The organism is Streptomyces kebangsaanensis (assembly GCF_001906585.1).
In the GTDB taxonomy this organism is placed as follows: domain Bacteria; phylum Actinomycetota; class Actinomycetes; order Streptomycetales; family Streptomycetaceae; genus Streptomyces; species Streptomyces kebangsaanensis.
The window spans coordinates 2,411-16,790 of the sequence record NZ_JUJA01000016.1 but is presented as its reverse complement, the minus strand read 5'-3'; the positions used below and the strand labels follow the sequence as shown (position 1 = coordinate 16,790).

Below are 14,380 nucleotides of genomic sequence, written 5' to 3'. Positions count from 1 at the left end.
NGGGCTGCCGTTCGAGACGGCCGTGCTGGAGCTCGCGGAGGGGAGCCGGCTGGTGCTGTACACCGACGGGCTGGTGGAGGACCGGGAGCGGGACATCGACACCGGTCTGGAGGAGCTGCGCACGGCGCTGGCCTCGGCCGGCGAGTCGCCCGAGGAGACGTGCCGGGCCGTGCTGGACGTCCGGCAGCCGTTCCGGCCGGGCGACGACATCGCGCTGCTCGTCGCCCGTACCCGGGCCCTGGGTCCCGAGCGGGTCGCCGAGTGGGAGGTGCCGGGCGGCCCCGCGGCCGTCGGGGACGTGCGCGCCGCGATGAGCCGGCGGCTGGACCGGTGGGGGCTTCAGGAGCTGACGTTCACCACCGAGCTGATCCTCAGCGAGCTGGTCACCAACGCGATCCGCTACGGTGCCGGGCCCATCCGGGTGCGGGTGCTGCGCGACCGCGCCCTGATCTGCGAGGTCTTCGACAGCGGCAGCACCTCACCGCACCTGCGCCATGCGGCCGACACGGACGAGGGCGGCCGCGGGCTGTTCCTCGTCGCGCAGATGACCGGGCGGTGGGGCACCCGCTACACCCCCACCGGGAAGGTGATCCGGGCCGAGCAGCCCCTTCCCCTCCCGGCACCGGACGGCGACCGCGCCGGCTGACGCACGGGCGCGGGCGCGGCGGTTCCTTCCGGCGGCACGCGGGGTCAGCCCAGGGCGCGGTCGAGGTTGTAGGCGGCGCTGATCAGCGACAGGTGGGTGAAGGCCTGCGGGAAGTTGCCCTGCTGCTCGCCGGTGGGGCCGATCTCCTCGGCGTACAGGCCGAGGTGGTTGGCGTAGGTGAGCATCTTCTCGAAGGCGAGGCGGGCCTCGTCGAGGCGGCCGGCCCGGGTGAGGGCCTCGACGTACCAGAACGAGCAGATGGAGAACGTGCCCTCGTCGCCGCGCAGTCCGTCGGGGCTGGCCTGCGGGTCGTAGCGGTAGACGAGCGAGTCGGAGACCAGGTCCTCGGTCAGCGCGTCCAGGGTGGACAGCCACTTGGGGTCGGTGGGCGCGATGAACTTCGCCAGCGGCATCATCAGTACGGCGGCGTCGAGCACGTCCCCGTCCTCGTACTGCACGAAGGCCTGCCGTGCCGCGGACCAGCCGCGGTCCATGATGCGGCGGTAGATGGCGTCCCGGCTCCGCCGCCAGCTCAGCAGGTCGGCGGGCAGGCCGCGGCGGTTGGCCAGCCGGATGGCGCGTTCGACGGCCACCCAGCACATCAGGCGGGAGTACAGGAAGTTCTTCCTGCCGCCCCGGGTCTCCCAGACGCCCTCGTCGGGCTGGTCCCAGTTCTCGCAGACCCATTCCACGAGCGCGGACACGTCGTCCCACTGGGCGCTGGAGATCGGCTGGGCCCACTTGTCGTAGAGGTAGATGGAGTCGATCAGGGCGCCGTAGATGTCGAGCTGGAGCTGGTCGGCGGCGGCGTTGCCGACCCGTACGGGGGCGGAGCCGAGGTGTCCCTCCAGGTGGGTGAGTTCCCGCTCGGGCAGGTCGGTGCGGCCGTCGATGCCGTACATGATCTGCAGCGGGCCGGTGCCCCTGCCGTCGCCGGGGCTGATGTGCCGGGTCAGGAACCGCATGAACGCCTCGGCCTCGCCGGCGAAGCCGAGCCGCAGCAGCGCGTAGACGGCGAACGCGGCGTCGCGCACCCAGACGTAGCGGTAGTCCCAGTTGCGCTCACCGCCGATCCGCTCGGGCAGGCTCGTGGTGGGCGCGGCGACGATGGCGCCGGTCGGGGCGTAGGTGAGCAGCTTCAGGGTGAGGGCGGAGCGGTGGACCATCTCCCGCCAGCGGCCGCGGTAGCGGGACTGGGCGAGCCAGCGGCGCCAGTAGGCGACCGTGGCGCAGAACTGCTCCTCGGCCTCGGCGTGGGCGCACCGCCGCGGGGCCACGGAGCCGCCCACCTGGTCCAGGGCGAAGACGGCCGACTCGCCCTCGGCGAGCTTGAACTCCGCCCGCAGGTCCGGTCCGTCGGTCTCCAGGGGCACGGTGGCCGTCAGGGAGAGGGAGAGTTCCGCGGACTCGAACAGGACGGTGCGGCCCTCCATGCGGACCGTGTGCGGGTCGGCGCCGTAGTGGAAGCGGGGCGCCACCCGGGCCCGGAACGCCAGGGTGCCGCGTACGCACAGCACCCGGCGGATGAGCCGGTGCCGCTCGGCCTCGGCGGATTCCTGGTGGTCGCCGGTCACCGGCATGAAGTCCTGTACCTCGCCGACGCCGTCCTCGGTGAAGAACCGGGTGATCAGCACGTTGGTGTCGGGGAAGTAGAACTGCTTGGTGCGGGCCGCCTCGGCCGCGGCGAGTTCGAAGCGGCCGCCGCGCTCGGCGTCCAGGACGGAGGCGAAGACGCTCGGGGCGTCGAAGGAGGGGCAGCAGTACCAGTCGATCGTGCCGTCGGTGCCGACGAGGGCGACGGTGCGCAGGTCACCGATCAGACCGTGGTCGGCAATCGGCACGTAGCGGGGGGTGCCCGGCCCGGGCCGCCGGCTTCGGGTGTCGGCCATCGCGGCTGCCTCCCTTCCGGTTCTTCCGGTTCTTCCAGCTTAGGAGCTGGCGGTGGGTCCTTCCGGATGCGGGGTGCGGCCCGGCGGGCAATCGTGGGAGAAGGTCCCGCTTCCCGCGGCACGGGGCCGCATCCGGACCCGGGCCCGAGCGGGGAGCCGGCCGGACCCGAGGAGGACACATGTCGACGTCACAGCCCGATGCATCCCGTTCTTCGGGGGACCGTTGCACCCCCGACCACGTCCTTCACGCCCGTACCGGCACCGACGTCTCCCCCGAGGACGTGGTGCTGGCCGCGGGCCGCGACATCACCCCGCGCAATCTGGAGTGGGCCAGGCGCAAGCTCGAAACGGAGGGTCCGGCCGCCCTGGACAAGCTGCTGCCCTAGGGCCGGGAAGGGGCCGGAGCTCTGGAGCTCCGGCCCCTTCCCGCCGTACTGGCCGATCAGGGCAGCGTGTCGTCGTCGACGACGTGTACGGCGGCCTCCTCCGCGCCGGCGGCTCCCGCGTCGACGCCCTTGTCGGCGGCGATCTCCTCCTTGGTGGTGTCGGTGTGGGCGCCCTCGTCCGGGGCGACGAGGCGGCCGGCGCGGTCCGTGCCCGCCTCGGGGTCGACCGGTTCGCCCTCGCCGCCGGGCAGGTCGCCCACGGCGTCGCCCTGCGGCTCCTCCACGTCGGGCTGCTCCTGGGCCAGCCGCTGGTCGAGGCTCTCGCCCTGGTGCTGTTCGGCGGCCGTCGTGCCGTACTTGGTGACGCCCAGGGGCTTCTCCGGCGGGGAGTACCCCTCGTCGAGGGTGTCGTCGTAGGTCCGCTCGCCCACCGCGTTCTGCATGTCCAGTGGCGCGGCGTCCTCCTGTTCCTCGTTGCCCCCGGTGGGCTGATAGGCGTCGTCGGCCATCGGATCGGTGCTCACGGGTTCCTCCTCCTGGCGACTGGGGCGTCGGCGTGTCGTGGTCCGCGTTTCCCGCGGGGCCCGTCCCAATCACCCGCCGGTGACCCGGGCCGGTTCACCCGTCGGGGCGACCACGGGAACGCTCCGGGAGTCGTTGTCGTCTACAGTTCGGTGGTCGGTCTACAGATCTGTAGTCACTCGGTCGGCGCCGCCGCCGCGCGTCCGCCGGCCCGAAGGAGGCATGTGGATGATCCCCGCCCTGTCGGGCCCGTCGGTCGACGGTCCCGTCTACACCGGCGTGGTGGACCTGGCCCGCCGCTCCCCCGCCTGGCTCGACGGCACGGTGGTGGTGTGGTCGGCGTACGGCCTCGCCGTGTTCGCGGTGCTGATGCTGGTGGGCTGGTGGCGGGCGCGCCGGGTGGGCGCCGCGGCGGCGCTCACGGCTCTGGCGGTGCCGTTCGTCGTGGTGGCCGCCTACGCCGTGAACACGGTGGTGAAGCTGCTCGTGCGCGAGGTACGGCCCTGTCGCGCACTGCACGTGGTCACCCTGGAGGCCTGTCCTGCCCGTACCGACTGGTCCTTCCCCAGCAATCACGCGGCGATCGCCGCCGCGGCCGCGGTGGCGCTGTTCTTCGTCTCCCGCCGCCTGGCCGCGGTCGCGTGCGTGGCCGCGGCGGCGATGGCCCTCTCCCGGGTCTGGGTGGGCGTGCACTATCCGCACGACGTGGCGGCCGGGCTCGTGGCCGGCGCCCTGTCGGCCCTCATCGCGATGAAGGCGCTGGTGCGCCGGCCCGAGGGGGCCGCCCGGTGCCTGACCGCGACGCGGCTGCGACCGCTGCTGGTGGGGTCGTGAGTGTCATGAGGCTCCCCCGGCGCGGGAACACCGCCGACCTCGCGGGCGGCGTCGGACTCGGCGCGTGGGCGGCGTTCGCCGTGCTCGCCCTGGTGGTCGTCGGCGACGGCGCCCCGCTGTCCGTGGACAGCACCCTGCTGTCCTGGTCCGTCGGCCACCGCCCGGAGGTGGCGGTGGCCGTGGCCCGCGGGCTGACCGCGACCGGCACGGGCGCCTTCCCGTACCTGTTCGTCGTGGTGGCCGGCCTCGTCGTCGGCCGCACGGCCCGGCAGCGTGTGGTCGCGGCGGCCCTGTGCGTGACCTGCCTGGCGGCGGGCCAGATGGTGCGCTACGGCGTGCTCGAGCTGATCGCCCGCCCGCGCCCGCCCCGGGAGGACTGGTTGACCCACGCCTCGCGCTGGTCGTTCCCGTCCGGGCACGCCACCACTTCCGCGCTCGCCGCCGGGCTGGTGATCGTGGCGATCGCCGTACGCGCCCCGCGCGGCCGTACGGCGATCTGTCTCGTCGTCGGCTGCTGGGGCGCTCTGGTGGGGCTGACCCGGGTGTATCTCGGGGTGCACTGGTTCACCGACGTGATCGGCGGCTGGCTGTTCGCCGTCGGCTGGCTCGGGGTGTGCCTGTGCGCGGCGGCCCGGTGGCTGCCCGCCCGTCTGGTGACCGGCCTGACGGCGGCGGCCGGGGGACCGGCACACGAGCGGTCGCACTCCGCCTGACGCGGTCGCGCCGCCCTCCGGCGGATCACCGTGGGCGTGGCGGCGGGCGGCGGGATCGTCAGGGACCGGTGCTCTCGCGCGTCCGGGGCGCGATGTACAGGCGCAGGTCGCCGGACCGGTGGGAGGGCCAGGTGCGGGCGTAGGCGGGCGGGGTGCCGTCGGGGGTGGTGAGGGCGGCGACCGGCAGGCGCCGGGCGGTCCGTTCGATGACCGCCCGGGTGGTGTTGGCGTTGTGGCCGTCGGTCGCTGCGGAGCCGCAGCCGGTGTAGAAGGCGATCGGGACGGCGTTCTCGCCGGTGAGGAGACAGGGCGGGCGCACACCGAGGCGGTGCAGGTCGGCGGCGGTGGCGGACCAGGCCCGGCGGGCGGCGGTGGTGCGCTGGACGGTGTGCGCGAGGACGGCGTACTGCACGGCCAGGTGCCCGGCGAGGCCGAGGGCGACCAGGGACAGGGCCAGGGGCCGCCACCGGCCGCCGGGTGCCCTGACGAGGTGGACGAGGGCGTCGGCGACCGGGATCGCGAGCAGGGCGTAGGCGGGCAGCAGGAAGCGGGGGGCCGCGTATCCGATCAGGAACAGGTACGGGAAGGCGGCCGTGGCGGCGCAGGCCAGTGCCACCAGGGTGGGCGGGGTCCGCCGGGCGCGCAGGGCCACGGCGAGGCCCAGCAGGGCGAGCAGTGGCAGGACGTACCACCAGGCGGTGACGGCCGGGTTGGGCACCGCGCCGGTGCACGGGCGGCACAGGGTGCGCCCGCCCAGGCTGCGCAGTTGGTCGACCACGGCGAAGTGCCAGCCCAGGCCGCCCTGGATGGCCGAGCCGTCGGACAGCCGCTTCAGCAGGCCGCCGTAGCCGGCGTAGGCCTCGATCACCCACTCGGCGGAGCCGGCCACCAGTCCGGCGAGCAGCGCGGCGAGCGGCGGCCGGCGGCGTTTGAGCACGGCGAGCGCGAGCAGCGGGAGGACGGCCCAGACCGCGTCCATGGGGCGCATCAACGCCATGAGAGCGGCGCCCCCGGCCAGGCCCCACAGCGCGGCGCGGTCGCGCCGGCCGGGCCGTACGCGCAGGAAACAGCCCGCGCAGGTCAGGGCGCCGATGGCGACCCAGTAGTTGGGCATCGCCTGCGGGCCGTAGAACAGCGTCACCCACAGGGAGGCGAACAGGGCGCCGGCGAGGGCCAGGACGCCGGAGGGGAAGGCGTGCCGCCACACGCGCAGGGCCAGGTACAGGGCGAGGCCGGAGAGCACCGCGAGGTAGACGCGCAGCAGCGCGGTGGACGACGACCAGGAGGCGACCGGTGCGACGAGCAGCGGGACGCCACGGGCGCGCGGGGCGCTGAAGAAGGCGGCCGGTGCGTGCGGGCCGACCTGGCTGACGTAGACGGTCTCGTCCCAGCCGAGGCCCATGCCGGGACGGACCAGGAGGAGCTGGGCGAGGGTGAAGGCCGCGGCCACCACCGCGACGAGGACGTCGCCGCGGATCCGGGGACCGCGGCGGGAACCGGGCTGCGGCCCGGACCGTCGCGCCCCGGTGAGTATGGCGTGCGTACTGTCGGCCATCTCCACCCCTCACCCTGCACGCACCAGGAACGCCGAAGAGACATCGAGAGAAACACCAGCGGAGAACGGGAAGCGGAAAACAGGAACAAACTATCCCGCGATGCGCCCGCTCGCGGGCGGGACACCGCCGAACGCCTGATTTCCCTACGCACTGTAAGGTTGAGGGCATGGCTGGCAGAGGGCCTCACGGCAGGGCGGAACGGCGCAGCTCGGGCGAGCTGGAGAGCGAGGTCCTCGCCGCTCTGTGGGGCACGGAGCGGCCGCTGACGCCGTCCGAGATCCAGCTGGAGATCGGCGGCGGCCTGGCCTACAACACCGTGCACACCATCCTCAAGCGCCTCTACGACAAGGGCCTGGTACTGCGCGACGTGAACGGACGGCGGGGCGCCTACCGGCCCACGAAGAACGCGGCGGAGCTGACCGCGCAGGCGATGCACGACGCCCTGGGCCGGGGCCCGGACCCGATCGCCGCCCTGAGGCAGTTCGTGACCGGGCTGAGCCCCGAGCAGGAGCGGGCCCTGCGCGACCTGCTCACCGGTGGCGCCCTCTGACGGCCGCCGTCCGCACCCCTCGGTCAGTGGGAGTGGGGCTTGCGGTGCGGGGGCTGTTCCGGGGCGGGCCGGTGCGCGGGGGGCGGGACCGGGCGGGTCTCGGGAGCGCCGGGGTGGAGCGTGACCGGAGCGCCGTGGTGACGGATCCTCAGGGGCGGGCCGTCCACCAGTGAGTACGTGGCGCTCTGCTGGGTGATCTCCACCCGCAGCCGCCGGCCGCGGAACTGCAGTATGAAGGCGAGGCGGCTGAGCTTCTCCGGCAGCCGCGGCGAGAACCGCAGCGTCTCGCCGACCCTGCGGGTGCCGCCGAACCCGGCCACCAACGCCATCCAGGTGCCGGCCAGCGACGCGATGTGCAGTCCGTCGCGGGTGTTGTGCTCCAGGTCCTCCAGGTCCATCAGGGCCGCCTCGGTCGTGTAGTCGTAGGCGAGGCGCAGATGGCCCGCCTGCGCGGCGATGGTGGCCTGGACGCACGCCGACAGCGAGGAGTCGCGCACGGTCAGCGGCTCGTAGTAGGCGAAGTTGCGGGCGATGTGCTCCTCGTCGAACTCGGCGCCGCAGGTGTACATCGCCAGCACCAGGTCGGCCTGCTTGATCACCTGCTTGCGGTACAGGTCGAAGTAGGGGAAGTGCAGCATCAGCGGGTACTGGTCGGCGCGGGTGCCGGCGAAGTCCCAGCGCTGGTAGCGGGTGAAGCCCGCGCTCTGCTCGTGCACGCCCAGTTCGCCGTTGTACGGGATGTTCATCGCCTCGGCGGCGTCCCGCCAGGCGGCGCTCTCCTCGTCGTCGGCGCCGAGGCGTTCGGCCTCCTTCGGGTGGCGTTCGACGGCGTCGGCGGCGGCCAGCAGGTTCGCGCGGGCCATCAGGTTGGTGTACGTGTTGTCGTCGGCGAGCGCGCTGTACTCGTCGGGGCCGGTGACGCCGTCGAGGTGGAAGGTGCCGCGGTGGTCGTGGTGGCCGAGCGAGCGCCACAGGCGGGCGGTCTCCACGAGCAGTTCGAGCCCGGTGTCGCGTTCGAAGTCCTCGTCGCCGGTCGTCGCCACGTGGCGCACCGCGGCGTGCGCGATGGCGGCGTTCACGTGGAAGGCGGCCGTCCCGGCGGGCCAGTACGCCGACCCTTCCTGGCCCTCGATGGTCCGCCACGGGAACGCGGCGCCGCGCAGGCCCAGTTGGGCCGCGCGCTCCCGGGCGGCGGGCAGGGTGTTCTGCCGCCAGCGCAGCGCCTCGGCCACGGCGTCCGGCGAGGTGTAGGTCAGCACGGGCAGCACGAACATCTCGGTGTCCCAGAAGGCGTGCCCGTCGTAGCCGGAACCGGTCAGCCCCTTGGCCGGGATCGCCCGCTCCTCGGCGCGGGCACCGGCCTGCAGCACGTGGAAGAGGCCGAAGCGGACGGCCTGCTGGATCTCCTCGCCGCCGTCCACCTCGACATCGGCGCGCGCCCAGAAGTCGTCGAGATAGACGCGCTGTTCGTCGGCCAGACCGGTCCAGCCCACGCGCGCGGCGGCCGCCAGGGCGGCGTCCACCTGGTCGCTCATCGCCGGCAGGGAGCGGACGCCGGACCAGCCGTGGGCGACGAGCTTCTCCACCCGCAGCTTCTGCCCCGGCTCCAGGACGGAGGCGACCGTCAGCCGGGCCAGGTCGGGGTGGCTCTCGCTGCCGGTCGTGGTGGGCTCGGGGCCGGAGACGACGTGGTCGGCGGCCACGGCCACCCGCAGGCCGCTGTGCCGGGTGCGGTGCACCAGGCGCAGCCGGTGACCGGAGGCGAAGTCCTGCTCCGGCTCCAGCGGGGACTCGAGGGCCAGTGCCGCCCGCGGGTCTCCGTTGGGCTCGGGCAGCTGCTCGTTGGCGACCAGCTCCGACTGGACGACCACGCGCGCCCGGCAGTCGACCGGCTCCACCTCGTAGGCCACCGCGGCGATGGAGCGCTGGGTGAGGGAGACCATCCGGGTGGCGCGCACCCGGATCCGGGTCCCGGCGGGCGAGCACCACTCGCAGGTCCGCTCCATCACCCCGCGGCGCAGGTCGAGGACGCGCTCGTGGGAGACGAGCCGGCCGTAGCGCAGGTCGAACGGCTCGTCGTCGACGAGCAGCCGCAGCACCTTGCCGTTGGTGACGTTGATGATGGTCTGGCCCGACTCGGGGTAGCCGTAGCCGGCCTCCGCGTACGGCAGCGGGTGCACCTCGTACACGCCGTTGAGGTAGGAGCCGGGCAGGCCGTGCGGTTCGCCCTCGTCGAGGTTGCCGCGCCAGCCGACGTGCCCGTTGGACAGCGCGAAGACGGACTCGCTCTGGGCGAGGACGTCGAGGCTGAGTTCCGTCTCGCGCACGGTCCACGGCTCGACGGCGTACGCACCGTGGGTGATCACGCGGCACCCCCCGCGGCGAGGAGTTCGGCGAGGTCCCCGACGACCACGTCGGCGCCGTGCGCGTACAGGGCGTCCCGCTGTCCCACCCGGTCGACGCCGACGACGTATCCGAAGCGGCCCGAGCGGCCCGCCTCCATGCCGGCCAGCGCGTCCTCGAAGACGGCGGCCTGCTCGGCGTCGGCGCCGAGGTCGTGGGCGGCGGCCAGGAAGGTGTCGGGGCGGGGTTTGCCGGGCAGCCCGCGCTCGCGGGCGACCACTCCGTCGACGCGGACGTCGAAGAGGCGTTCGGCGTCGATGGAGCGCAGTACGTCGCGGGTGTTGGCGCTGGAGGAGACGATCGCGGTCCTCAGGCCCGCGGCCCGGACGGCCTCGATGTAGCGCAGGGTGCCTTCGTACGGCTCCACGCCGTCGGTGCGGATCTTCCGCAGGAGGAGTTCGTTCTTGCGGTTGCCGACCCCGTTGACCGTCCGCGCGTCCGGCGGGTCGCCGGGACCGCCCTCGGGCAGACGGATGCCGCGGGAGGCCAGGAAGGTGCGCACCCCGTCCGCGCGGGGGCGCCCGTCGACGTACTCGTCGTAGTCGGCGACCGGGTCGAACGGCCGGAAGTCCGCGCCGTCCCGCTCGCGCAGGAACGCGTCGAACGTCTCCTTCCAGGCGGCCGCGTGCACCACGGCCGTCCTGGTGACCACCCCGTCCAGGTCGAAGAGGCACACCGTGATGTCTTCGGGCAGACCAAGCTGTGTCATACAGGCACCTTTCCCCGCATGGCGGTTTCGAGAGGGTGTCGAGTGCCACATCTGACGCACTTTCCGACCAACGAATGCCCACGGTATGCCGATATGCGTCATCGCCCGGGTGCCACACTGTGGCGTGTGGAGCTGACCTTCGACGACCTCCTCACCCGTGCCCGGGCCCTGACCGGCCCCGGGCGCCGCGCGCTCCTCGGCATCGCGGGCAGCCCCGGCTCGGGCAAGTCGACGCTGGCCGGGCATCTGGTACGGGCCCTGAACGGCGACGGCGGGCCGTGGGCGGCGCACGTCCCGATGGACGGCTTCCACCTCGCCGACGCCGAACTCGGCCGGCTCGGCCGCCTGGGCCGCAAGGGCGCGCCGGACACCTTCGACGCGGCGGGGTACGCGGCGCTGCTGCGCCGGCTGCGCGGGGAGCGGGACGAGACGGTGTACGCGCCCGGCTTCGAGCGGGTCCTGGAACAGCCGCTGGCGGGCGCGGTCCCGGTGCCGCCGTCGGCCCGGCTGGTCGTGACGGAGGGCAACTACCTGCTGCTGGACACCGGGCCCTGGGCGCGGGTGCGGCGCGAACTGGACGAGGTGTGGTTCTGCGAGCTGGCGGAGGACGAGCGCGTCCGCCGTCTCGTCGCCCGCCACGAGGAGTTCGGCAAGGCGCACCAGGAGGCGGTGGACTGGGTGCTGGGCACCGACCAGCGCAACGCGGACCTGGTGGCGGCGACCCGGGGCCGCGCGGACCTGGTCGTGCCGGAGTCGGCCGTGCCGTCCGGCCGGCGCGTGGCGTGAGCCGGCCCGCGGCGTGCGCCCCCGGGGCGGGTGCGCGGGCTGCCGGCCGTGTCCGGCCCCACTGTCGCCGAGGCCGAGAGGAGGCCGCAAGTCCCGTTTCTACGGCGGGCGTCGGAAGCCCTCCGCGCTGACGTGCGGCATGACGTGGCAGGCCACGCGGTAACGGCCGTTGGGCACCTGGCGGGAGCGGGCGATGTGCACGGTCAGCGGGCCCGCCCACTCGTAGCCGCGGCGCTCGGCGTGCCGGGCCAGGCTGTCGGTGAGCGCCTGGCCGACGCGGCTGCCGCTCCGGGTCAGTTCGTCGTGCACGGAGTCGGCGAGTTCGACGTCGTAGGCGTTGGGTACCACGACCCGCCGCTCGCCGATCACGACGGCGTTGGCGTCGCACTCGCGGCGCAGCGCGTCGAGGAGTTCGACCGGTTCCTCCGGTTCCTTGCCGGCGAGCCGCGCCCACAGCGCCTCCCACCGGTTCTCCAGGGCCTGTTCCAGGGCGCTGAGTGCGCTCATTTCGGTTTCCACCTGCCGGGACGGTCGGTTCTCGGTGTGCCGGTACGGGCTCGTCCACGGCCGCGGGTGCCCGTGCCGGGTGCCCGTATGCGTGCCCGCCCTGGTCATGACGGTGAGTGGGCTATGTTGGGCGTCTGTGGGAGACAAAGGAGGCACCTCGGTGCCATCGCCGCAGCAGGCTCGCGCACAGGCGTCCACGATCACCTCGAGGAAGACGGGGAAGACGGCGCCGCGCGCCCAGGCCGCCCCGGCGTCCCAGCTCAGAGCCCTTTTCGACGGACCGCACCTGTCTCCCGGGCAGCGCCGCATCGCCCAGTACCTGATCGAGCACATCGCCGAGGCGGCGTTTTTGTCGATCACGGAACTGGCGGACCGGGTGGGCGTCAGCCAGCCGTCGGTGACCCGGTTCGCCGCGGCGGTCGGCTTCAGCGGCTACCCCGCGCTGCGCGAGAAGCTCCAGTCCATCGCGCTCAGGGCGCTGGCCGGGGGGCCGGGCGCGGCCGAGGAGGACCGGGGCAACGCACTTCAGGCGGCCGTCGACGCGGAGATCGAGAACCTGGAGAACCTGCGCCGGGACTTCGCCGACCCCGGCCTCGTGATCGACACCGGCCGCAAGCTGTCGCGGTCGACCCCGCTGACCGTACTCGGCCTGCGCATCTCGATGTCGCTCGCCGAGTACTTCGCCTACGCGGCGCGGCGCGTCCACCCGGACGTGCGGCTGGTGACGCTCGGCGGCAGCGTCGCCTACGACGCGCTGCTGCAGTCCCGTGAGGCCGGCGGCACCTGGGTGCTGGCGTTCTCCATGCCCCGGCACTCCCACGAGACCCTGGCCGCCGTACGGGTCGCCCGCGACGCCGGACTCAAGGTGGCCCTGATCACCGACCTGGCGCTCGGGCCGGTCGCCGACGAGGCCGACGTCACCTTCGCCACCGGCGCCGGCTCCCGCCTGGTCTTCGACTCCTACGCGGCGCCCGGCGTGATGTGCGCGGCGCTGTTGCAGGCCATGACCGACGCCGATCCCGAGCGGACCCAGGCGCGGCTGGAGGAGTACGAACAGATCGCCGACCAGCATCAGTTCTTCCTCCGGGACTGACCGGACCCGGGCTGAGCACCACCCGAGGTGAGGGCCGCCGTTCAGAGCAGAGATGAATGTTTTCATACGTCTTGCAAAGCGAACGGCATATATAAATACTTCTCACGGATCACGGCCACTCCACTGCTTCGGCACGTGTCCACCCCGCACACGGGCACCCCGTGCGCCGTCTCCCACCGGCGTCGGCGCACGGGGTGTCCGGTCGGGCATCGCCTGCGCGAGCGCCCGCGGTGGCCCCGGTCATCCCCTAGGCCGGGGCCGCCCCATCCCCGTCGGACCACCCTCCCCGACGCCGCACACCCGGAAGCGATGATCATGCCTCTGACAACCACGCGCATCAGCCCGGACTGGCCCTGCCAGGTCAAGACCCCTGGCAGCTACGACTGGGAGCGCTCGGCGGCCAAGTGGCTGCGCGAACTGGTGCCGGCACGCTACGGCAGCTACCCCGCGCTGATCCGCCACCCGGTGCTGCTCGCCCGCCATGCGCAGATCCAGGTCCAGCAGGAGGTCCGGGTGGCCCGCACCGCCCTGCAGACGGCGCGTGCCGAGCTGCCCCGGCTCGGCATGCCCGAGGCGGTCATCGAACACACGATCAAGCTGTACGCGGCGGAGCTGCTGCAGCTGCAGCACATCGCCCGCAGTGTCCGCGCGGTGACCGAGGCGCTCGTGGAGCGCGGCACCCAGCGCTGACCCCTCCGGGCCGCACGGCCACGGCCCGGACCCGACCGGCACGGCCGCACGCGTCTCCCCGACCCCAGGACCCCATGCACGGCCCCGGCCCACACTCCCTCATCCAGACTCCGGCCCGCACGCCCCCGCACCGGACCCGGCCCGCGCAGCCCCACGCAGGCCCCGGCCCGCACGCCCCCGCCCGCGGATCCCGCGCAGATCCGGACCGGCGACCCGGTGATCCAACCGCCCGGTATGTGCGATGCTCGTCGCGTGACCAGCGAACCCGCCTTCCCCGGGGAGGCCGGCGCCGTACCCGATACGGCGGCGCTCGCCAAGGTGGTGGCCAGGCAGCGCGCCGAGCTCGACCGGCTGCAGGACCTGGCGGCGACCTCGGCCGTCCTGGAACGGGCCAAGGGGGCGCTGATGGCGCTGACCGGCTGCTCCCCGGAGACCGCGCACGAGGAGCTGGTGCAGCGGGCCAAGGCCGCGAACCGCACGCTCATGGAGGAGTGCTGGCTCATGCTCGGCAGCCTGGTGCCCCCGCTGGACCGGGCCGCCGAACTCTCCCCCGCGCCCGTCGGCGTCGCCCCGGCCTCCGTCGGGGCCCCGCCCGCCGCCGGTGCGGCCGGCGGCAAGGACTCCGCCGTCCTCGCCGTGCTCGGCAGGGCCCTGGTCCGGGTCTCCACCCCCCAGGACCTCGCCCGGTGTCTGCTGGACCACCTGGCCGCGCCCGTCGGCGCCGACGCGGTGATGATCTACCGGCAGCTGCCCGCCGTCGGGCTGGAGCTGATCGGCCACGCCGGCATCGACGACACTCTCGCCGGCCAGTGGCGGCAGGTGCCGCCGGTCAGCGGGATCCCCGCCCGGGACGCCCTCGGCCGCCGCGAGGAGCTCTGGCTGGAGGACCCCGCGGAGGACAGGAAGCGGTACCTGCTGATCGGGGACCCCAGCGCCCGGTGGCTCTCGCGCGCCTGGCTGCCCGTGCCCGGCGGGGACTCGGCGGACGTGGCGATCGGTGTGCTGCGCGACCGCCCGGGCGCGTTCACCCCGCGCACCCGGAAGCTGCTGCGCGGCGTGTCCCGGCTGTGCGCCGCCCGGCTGCGCGCCTTCGCCG

General features: G+C 73.9%; 15 protein-coding genes. 9 read left to right on the top strand and 6 right to left on the bottom strand.

Annotated features, from left to right (window positions below):
• Position 1: 1 nt before the first annotated feature.
• Positions 2-646, top strand: a 645-nt coding sequence (locus RH94_RS41880; RefSeq protein ID WP_234425450.1) for a SpoIIE family protein phosphatase, incomplete at its 5' end; no start/stop codon positions are given.
• A 44-nt stretch (positions 647-690) separates the two neighbouring features.
• Here RH94_RS41880 and RH94_RS01545 read toward each other — a convergent pair.
• Entirely contained in the window at positions 691-2,535 is a 1,845-nt protein-coding gene (locus tag RH94_RS01545) for a glycoside hydrolase family 15 protein (RefSeq protein WP_073945877.1), read from the bottom strand.
• A gap of 179 nt (positions 2,536-2,714) precedes the next feature.
• On the opposite strand from RH94_RS01545, the gene RH94_RS01540 reads away from it, so the two are divergent.
• Positions 2,715-2,921, top strand: a complete 207-nt coding sequence (locus RH94_RS01540; protein ID WP_073945876.1) for a hypothetical protein — start codon at positions 2,715-2,717, stop codon at positions 2,919-2,921.
• Between the two features lie 56 nt (positions 2,922-2,977).
• Here the strand turns inward: RH94_RS01540 and RH94_RS01535 are convergent, their stop codons facing one another.
• Entirely contained in the window at positions 2,978-3,445 is a 468-nt protein-coding gene (locus tag RH94_RS01535; protein ID WP_073945875.1) for a DUF5709 domain-containing protein, read from the bottom strand.
• A 226-nt stretch (positions 3,446-3,671) separates the two neighbouring features.
• Between RH94_RS01535 and RH94_RS01530 the strand changes: the two genes are divergently transcribed.
• Together RH94_RS01530 and RH94_RS01525 are read left to right on the top strand one after the other, a co-directional pair.
• Positions 3,672-4,277, top strand: coding sequence for a phosphatase PAP2 family protein (locus tag RH94_RS01530; RefSeq protein ID WP_073945874.1), 606 nt, complete (start codon positions 3,672-3,674; stop codon positions 4,275-4,277).
• 5 nt (positions 4,278-4,282) lie between these two features.
• Positions 4,283-4,990: a phosphatase PAP2 family protein gene (locus tag RH94_RS01525; protein ID WP_073945873.1), complete on the top strand. Its 708-nt coding sequence runs from the start codon at positions 4,283-4,285 to the stop codon at positions 4,988-4,990.
• Between the two features lie 58 nt (positions 4,991-5,048).
• Here the strand turns inward: RH94_RS01525 and RH94_RS01520 are convergent, their stop codons facing one another.
• The gene (locus RH94_RS01520; protein WP_073945872.1) at positions 5,049-6,545 is read right to left on the bottom strand and encodes a hypothetical protein; all 1,497 of its coding nucleotides are present in this window, start codon (positions 6,543-6,545) and stop codon (positions 5,049-5,051) included.
• Positions 6,546-6,712: 167 nt separating this feature from the next.
• Between RH94_RS01520 and RH94_RS01515 the strand changes: the two genes are divergently transcribed.
• A complete protein-coding gene (locus RH94_RS01515; RefSeq protein ID WP_073945871.1) occupies positions 6,713-7,096 on the top strand; it encodes a BlaI/MecI/CopY family transcriptional regulator in 384 nt (127 codons plus the stop codon).
• Positions 7,097-7,119: 23 nt separating this feature from the next.
• Here RH94_RS01515 and RH94_RS01510 read toward each other — a convergent pair whose 3' ends face one another.
• Together RH94_RS01510 and RH94_RS01505 are read right to left on the bottom strand one after the other, a co-directional pair.
• Entirely contained in the window at positions 7,120-9,462 is a 2,343-nt protein-coding gene (locus RH94_RS01510) for a glycoside hydrolase family 65 protein (protein ID WP_073945870.1), read from the bottom strand.
• Positions 9,459-10,208, bottom strand: coding sequence for a beta-phosphoglucomutase family hydrolase (locus RH94_RS01505; RefSeq protein ID WP_073945869.1), 750 nt, complete (start codon positions 10,206-10,208; stop codon positions 9,459-9,461). Before RH94_RS01505 ends, RH94_RS01510 begins: the two co-directional genes overlap by 4 nt.
• Positions 10,209-10,334: 126 nt before the next feature.
• On the opposite strand from RH94_RS01505, the gene RH94_RS01500 reads away from it, so the two are divergent.
• Entirely contained in the window at positions 10,335-10,994 is a 660-nt protein-coding gene (locus RH94_RS01500) for a nucleoside/nucleotide kinase family protein (protein ID WP_073945868.1), read from the top strand.
• Between the two features lie 99 nt (positions 10,995-11,093).
• Here RH94_RS01500 and RH94_RS01495 read toward each other — a convergent pair whose 3' ends face one another.
• A complete protein-coding gene (locus tag RH94_RS01495) occupies positions 11,094-11,501 on the bottom strand; it encodes a DUF3662 domain-containing protein (protein WP_073945867.1) in 408 nt (135 codons plus the stop codon).
• A gap of 160 nt (positions 11,502-11,661) precedes the next feature.
• On the opposite strand from RH94_RS01495, the gene RH94_RS01490 reads away from it, so the two are divergent.
• The 3 genes from RH94_RS01490 to RH94_RS41875 form a co-directional block, all read left to right on the top strand.
• A complete protein-coding gene (locus tag RH94_RS01490) occupies positions 11,662-12,594 on the top strand; it encodes a MurR/RpiR family transcriptional regulator (protein WP_073945866.1) in 933 nt (310 codons plus the stop codon).
• Positions 12,595-12,903: 309 nt separating this feature from the next.
• The gene (locus RH94_RS01485) at positions 12,904-13,284 is read left to right on the top strand and encodes a hypothetical protein (protein WP_073945865.1); all 381 of its coding nucleotides are present in this window, start codon (positions 12,904-12,906) and stop codon (positions 13,282-13,284) included.
• A gap of 252 nt (positions 13,285-13,536) precedes the next feature.
• On the top strand, positions 13,537-14,380 hold an 844-nt coding region (locus RH94_RS41875; protein ID WP_324614215.1), incomplete at its 3' end, for an ANTAR domain-containing protein.

What these genes read in the sequence shown, in the direction of transcription:
- RH94_RS01495 (WP_073945867.1), bottom strand. Translation starts at nt 11,501, where the DNA reads ATGAGCGCACTCAGCGCCCTGGAACAGGCCCTGGAGAACCGGTGGGAG.
- RH94_RS01540 (WP_073945876.1), top strand. Translation starts at nt 2,715, where the DNA reads ATGTCGACGTCACAGCCCGATGCATCCCGTTCTTCGGGGGACCGTTGC.
- RH94_RS01525 (WP_073945873.1), top strand. Translation starts at nt 4,283, where the DNA reads ATGAGGCTCCCCCGGCGCGGGAACACCGCCGACCTCGCGGGCGGCGTC.
- RH94_RS01505 (WP_073945869.1), bottom strand. Translation starts at nt 10,208, where the DNA reads ATGACACAGCTTGGTCTGCCCGAAGACATCACGGTGTGCCTCTTCGAC.
- RH94_RS01545 (WP_073945877.1), bottom strand. Translation starts at nt 2,535, where the DNA reads ATGGCCGACACCCGAAGCCGGCGGCCCGGGCCGGGCACCCCCCGCTAC.
- RH94_RS01520 (WP_073945872.1), bottom strand. Translation starts at nt 6,545, where the DNA reads ATGGCCGACAGTACGCACGCCATACTCACCGGGGCGCGACGGTCCGGG.
- RH94_RS01530 (WP_073945874.1), top strand. Translation starts at nt 3,672, where the DNA reads ATGATCCCCGCCCTGTCGGGCCCGTCGGTCGACGGTCCCGTCTACACC.
- RH94_RS01515 (WP_073945871.1), top strand. Translation starts at nt 6,713, where the DNA reads ATGGCTGGCAGAGGGCCTCACGGCAGGGCGGAACGGCGCAGCTCGGGC.
- RH94_RS01485 (WP_073945865.1), top strand. Translation starts at nt 12,904, where the DNA reads ATGATCATGCCTCTGACAACCACGCGCATCAGCCCGGACTGGCCCTGC.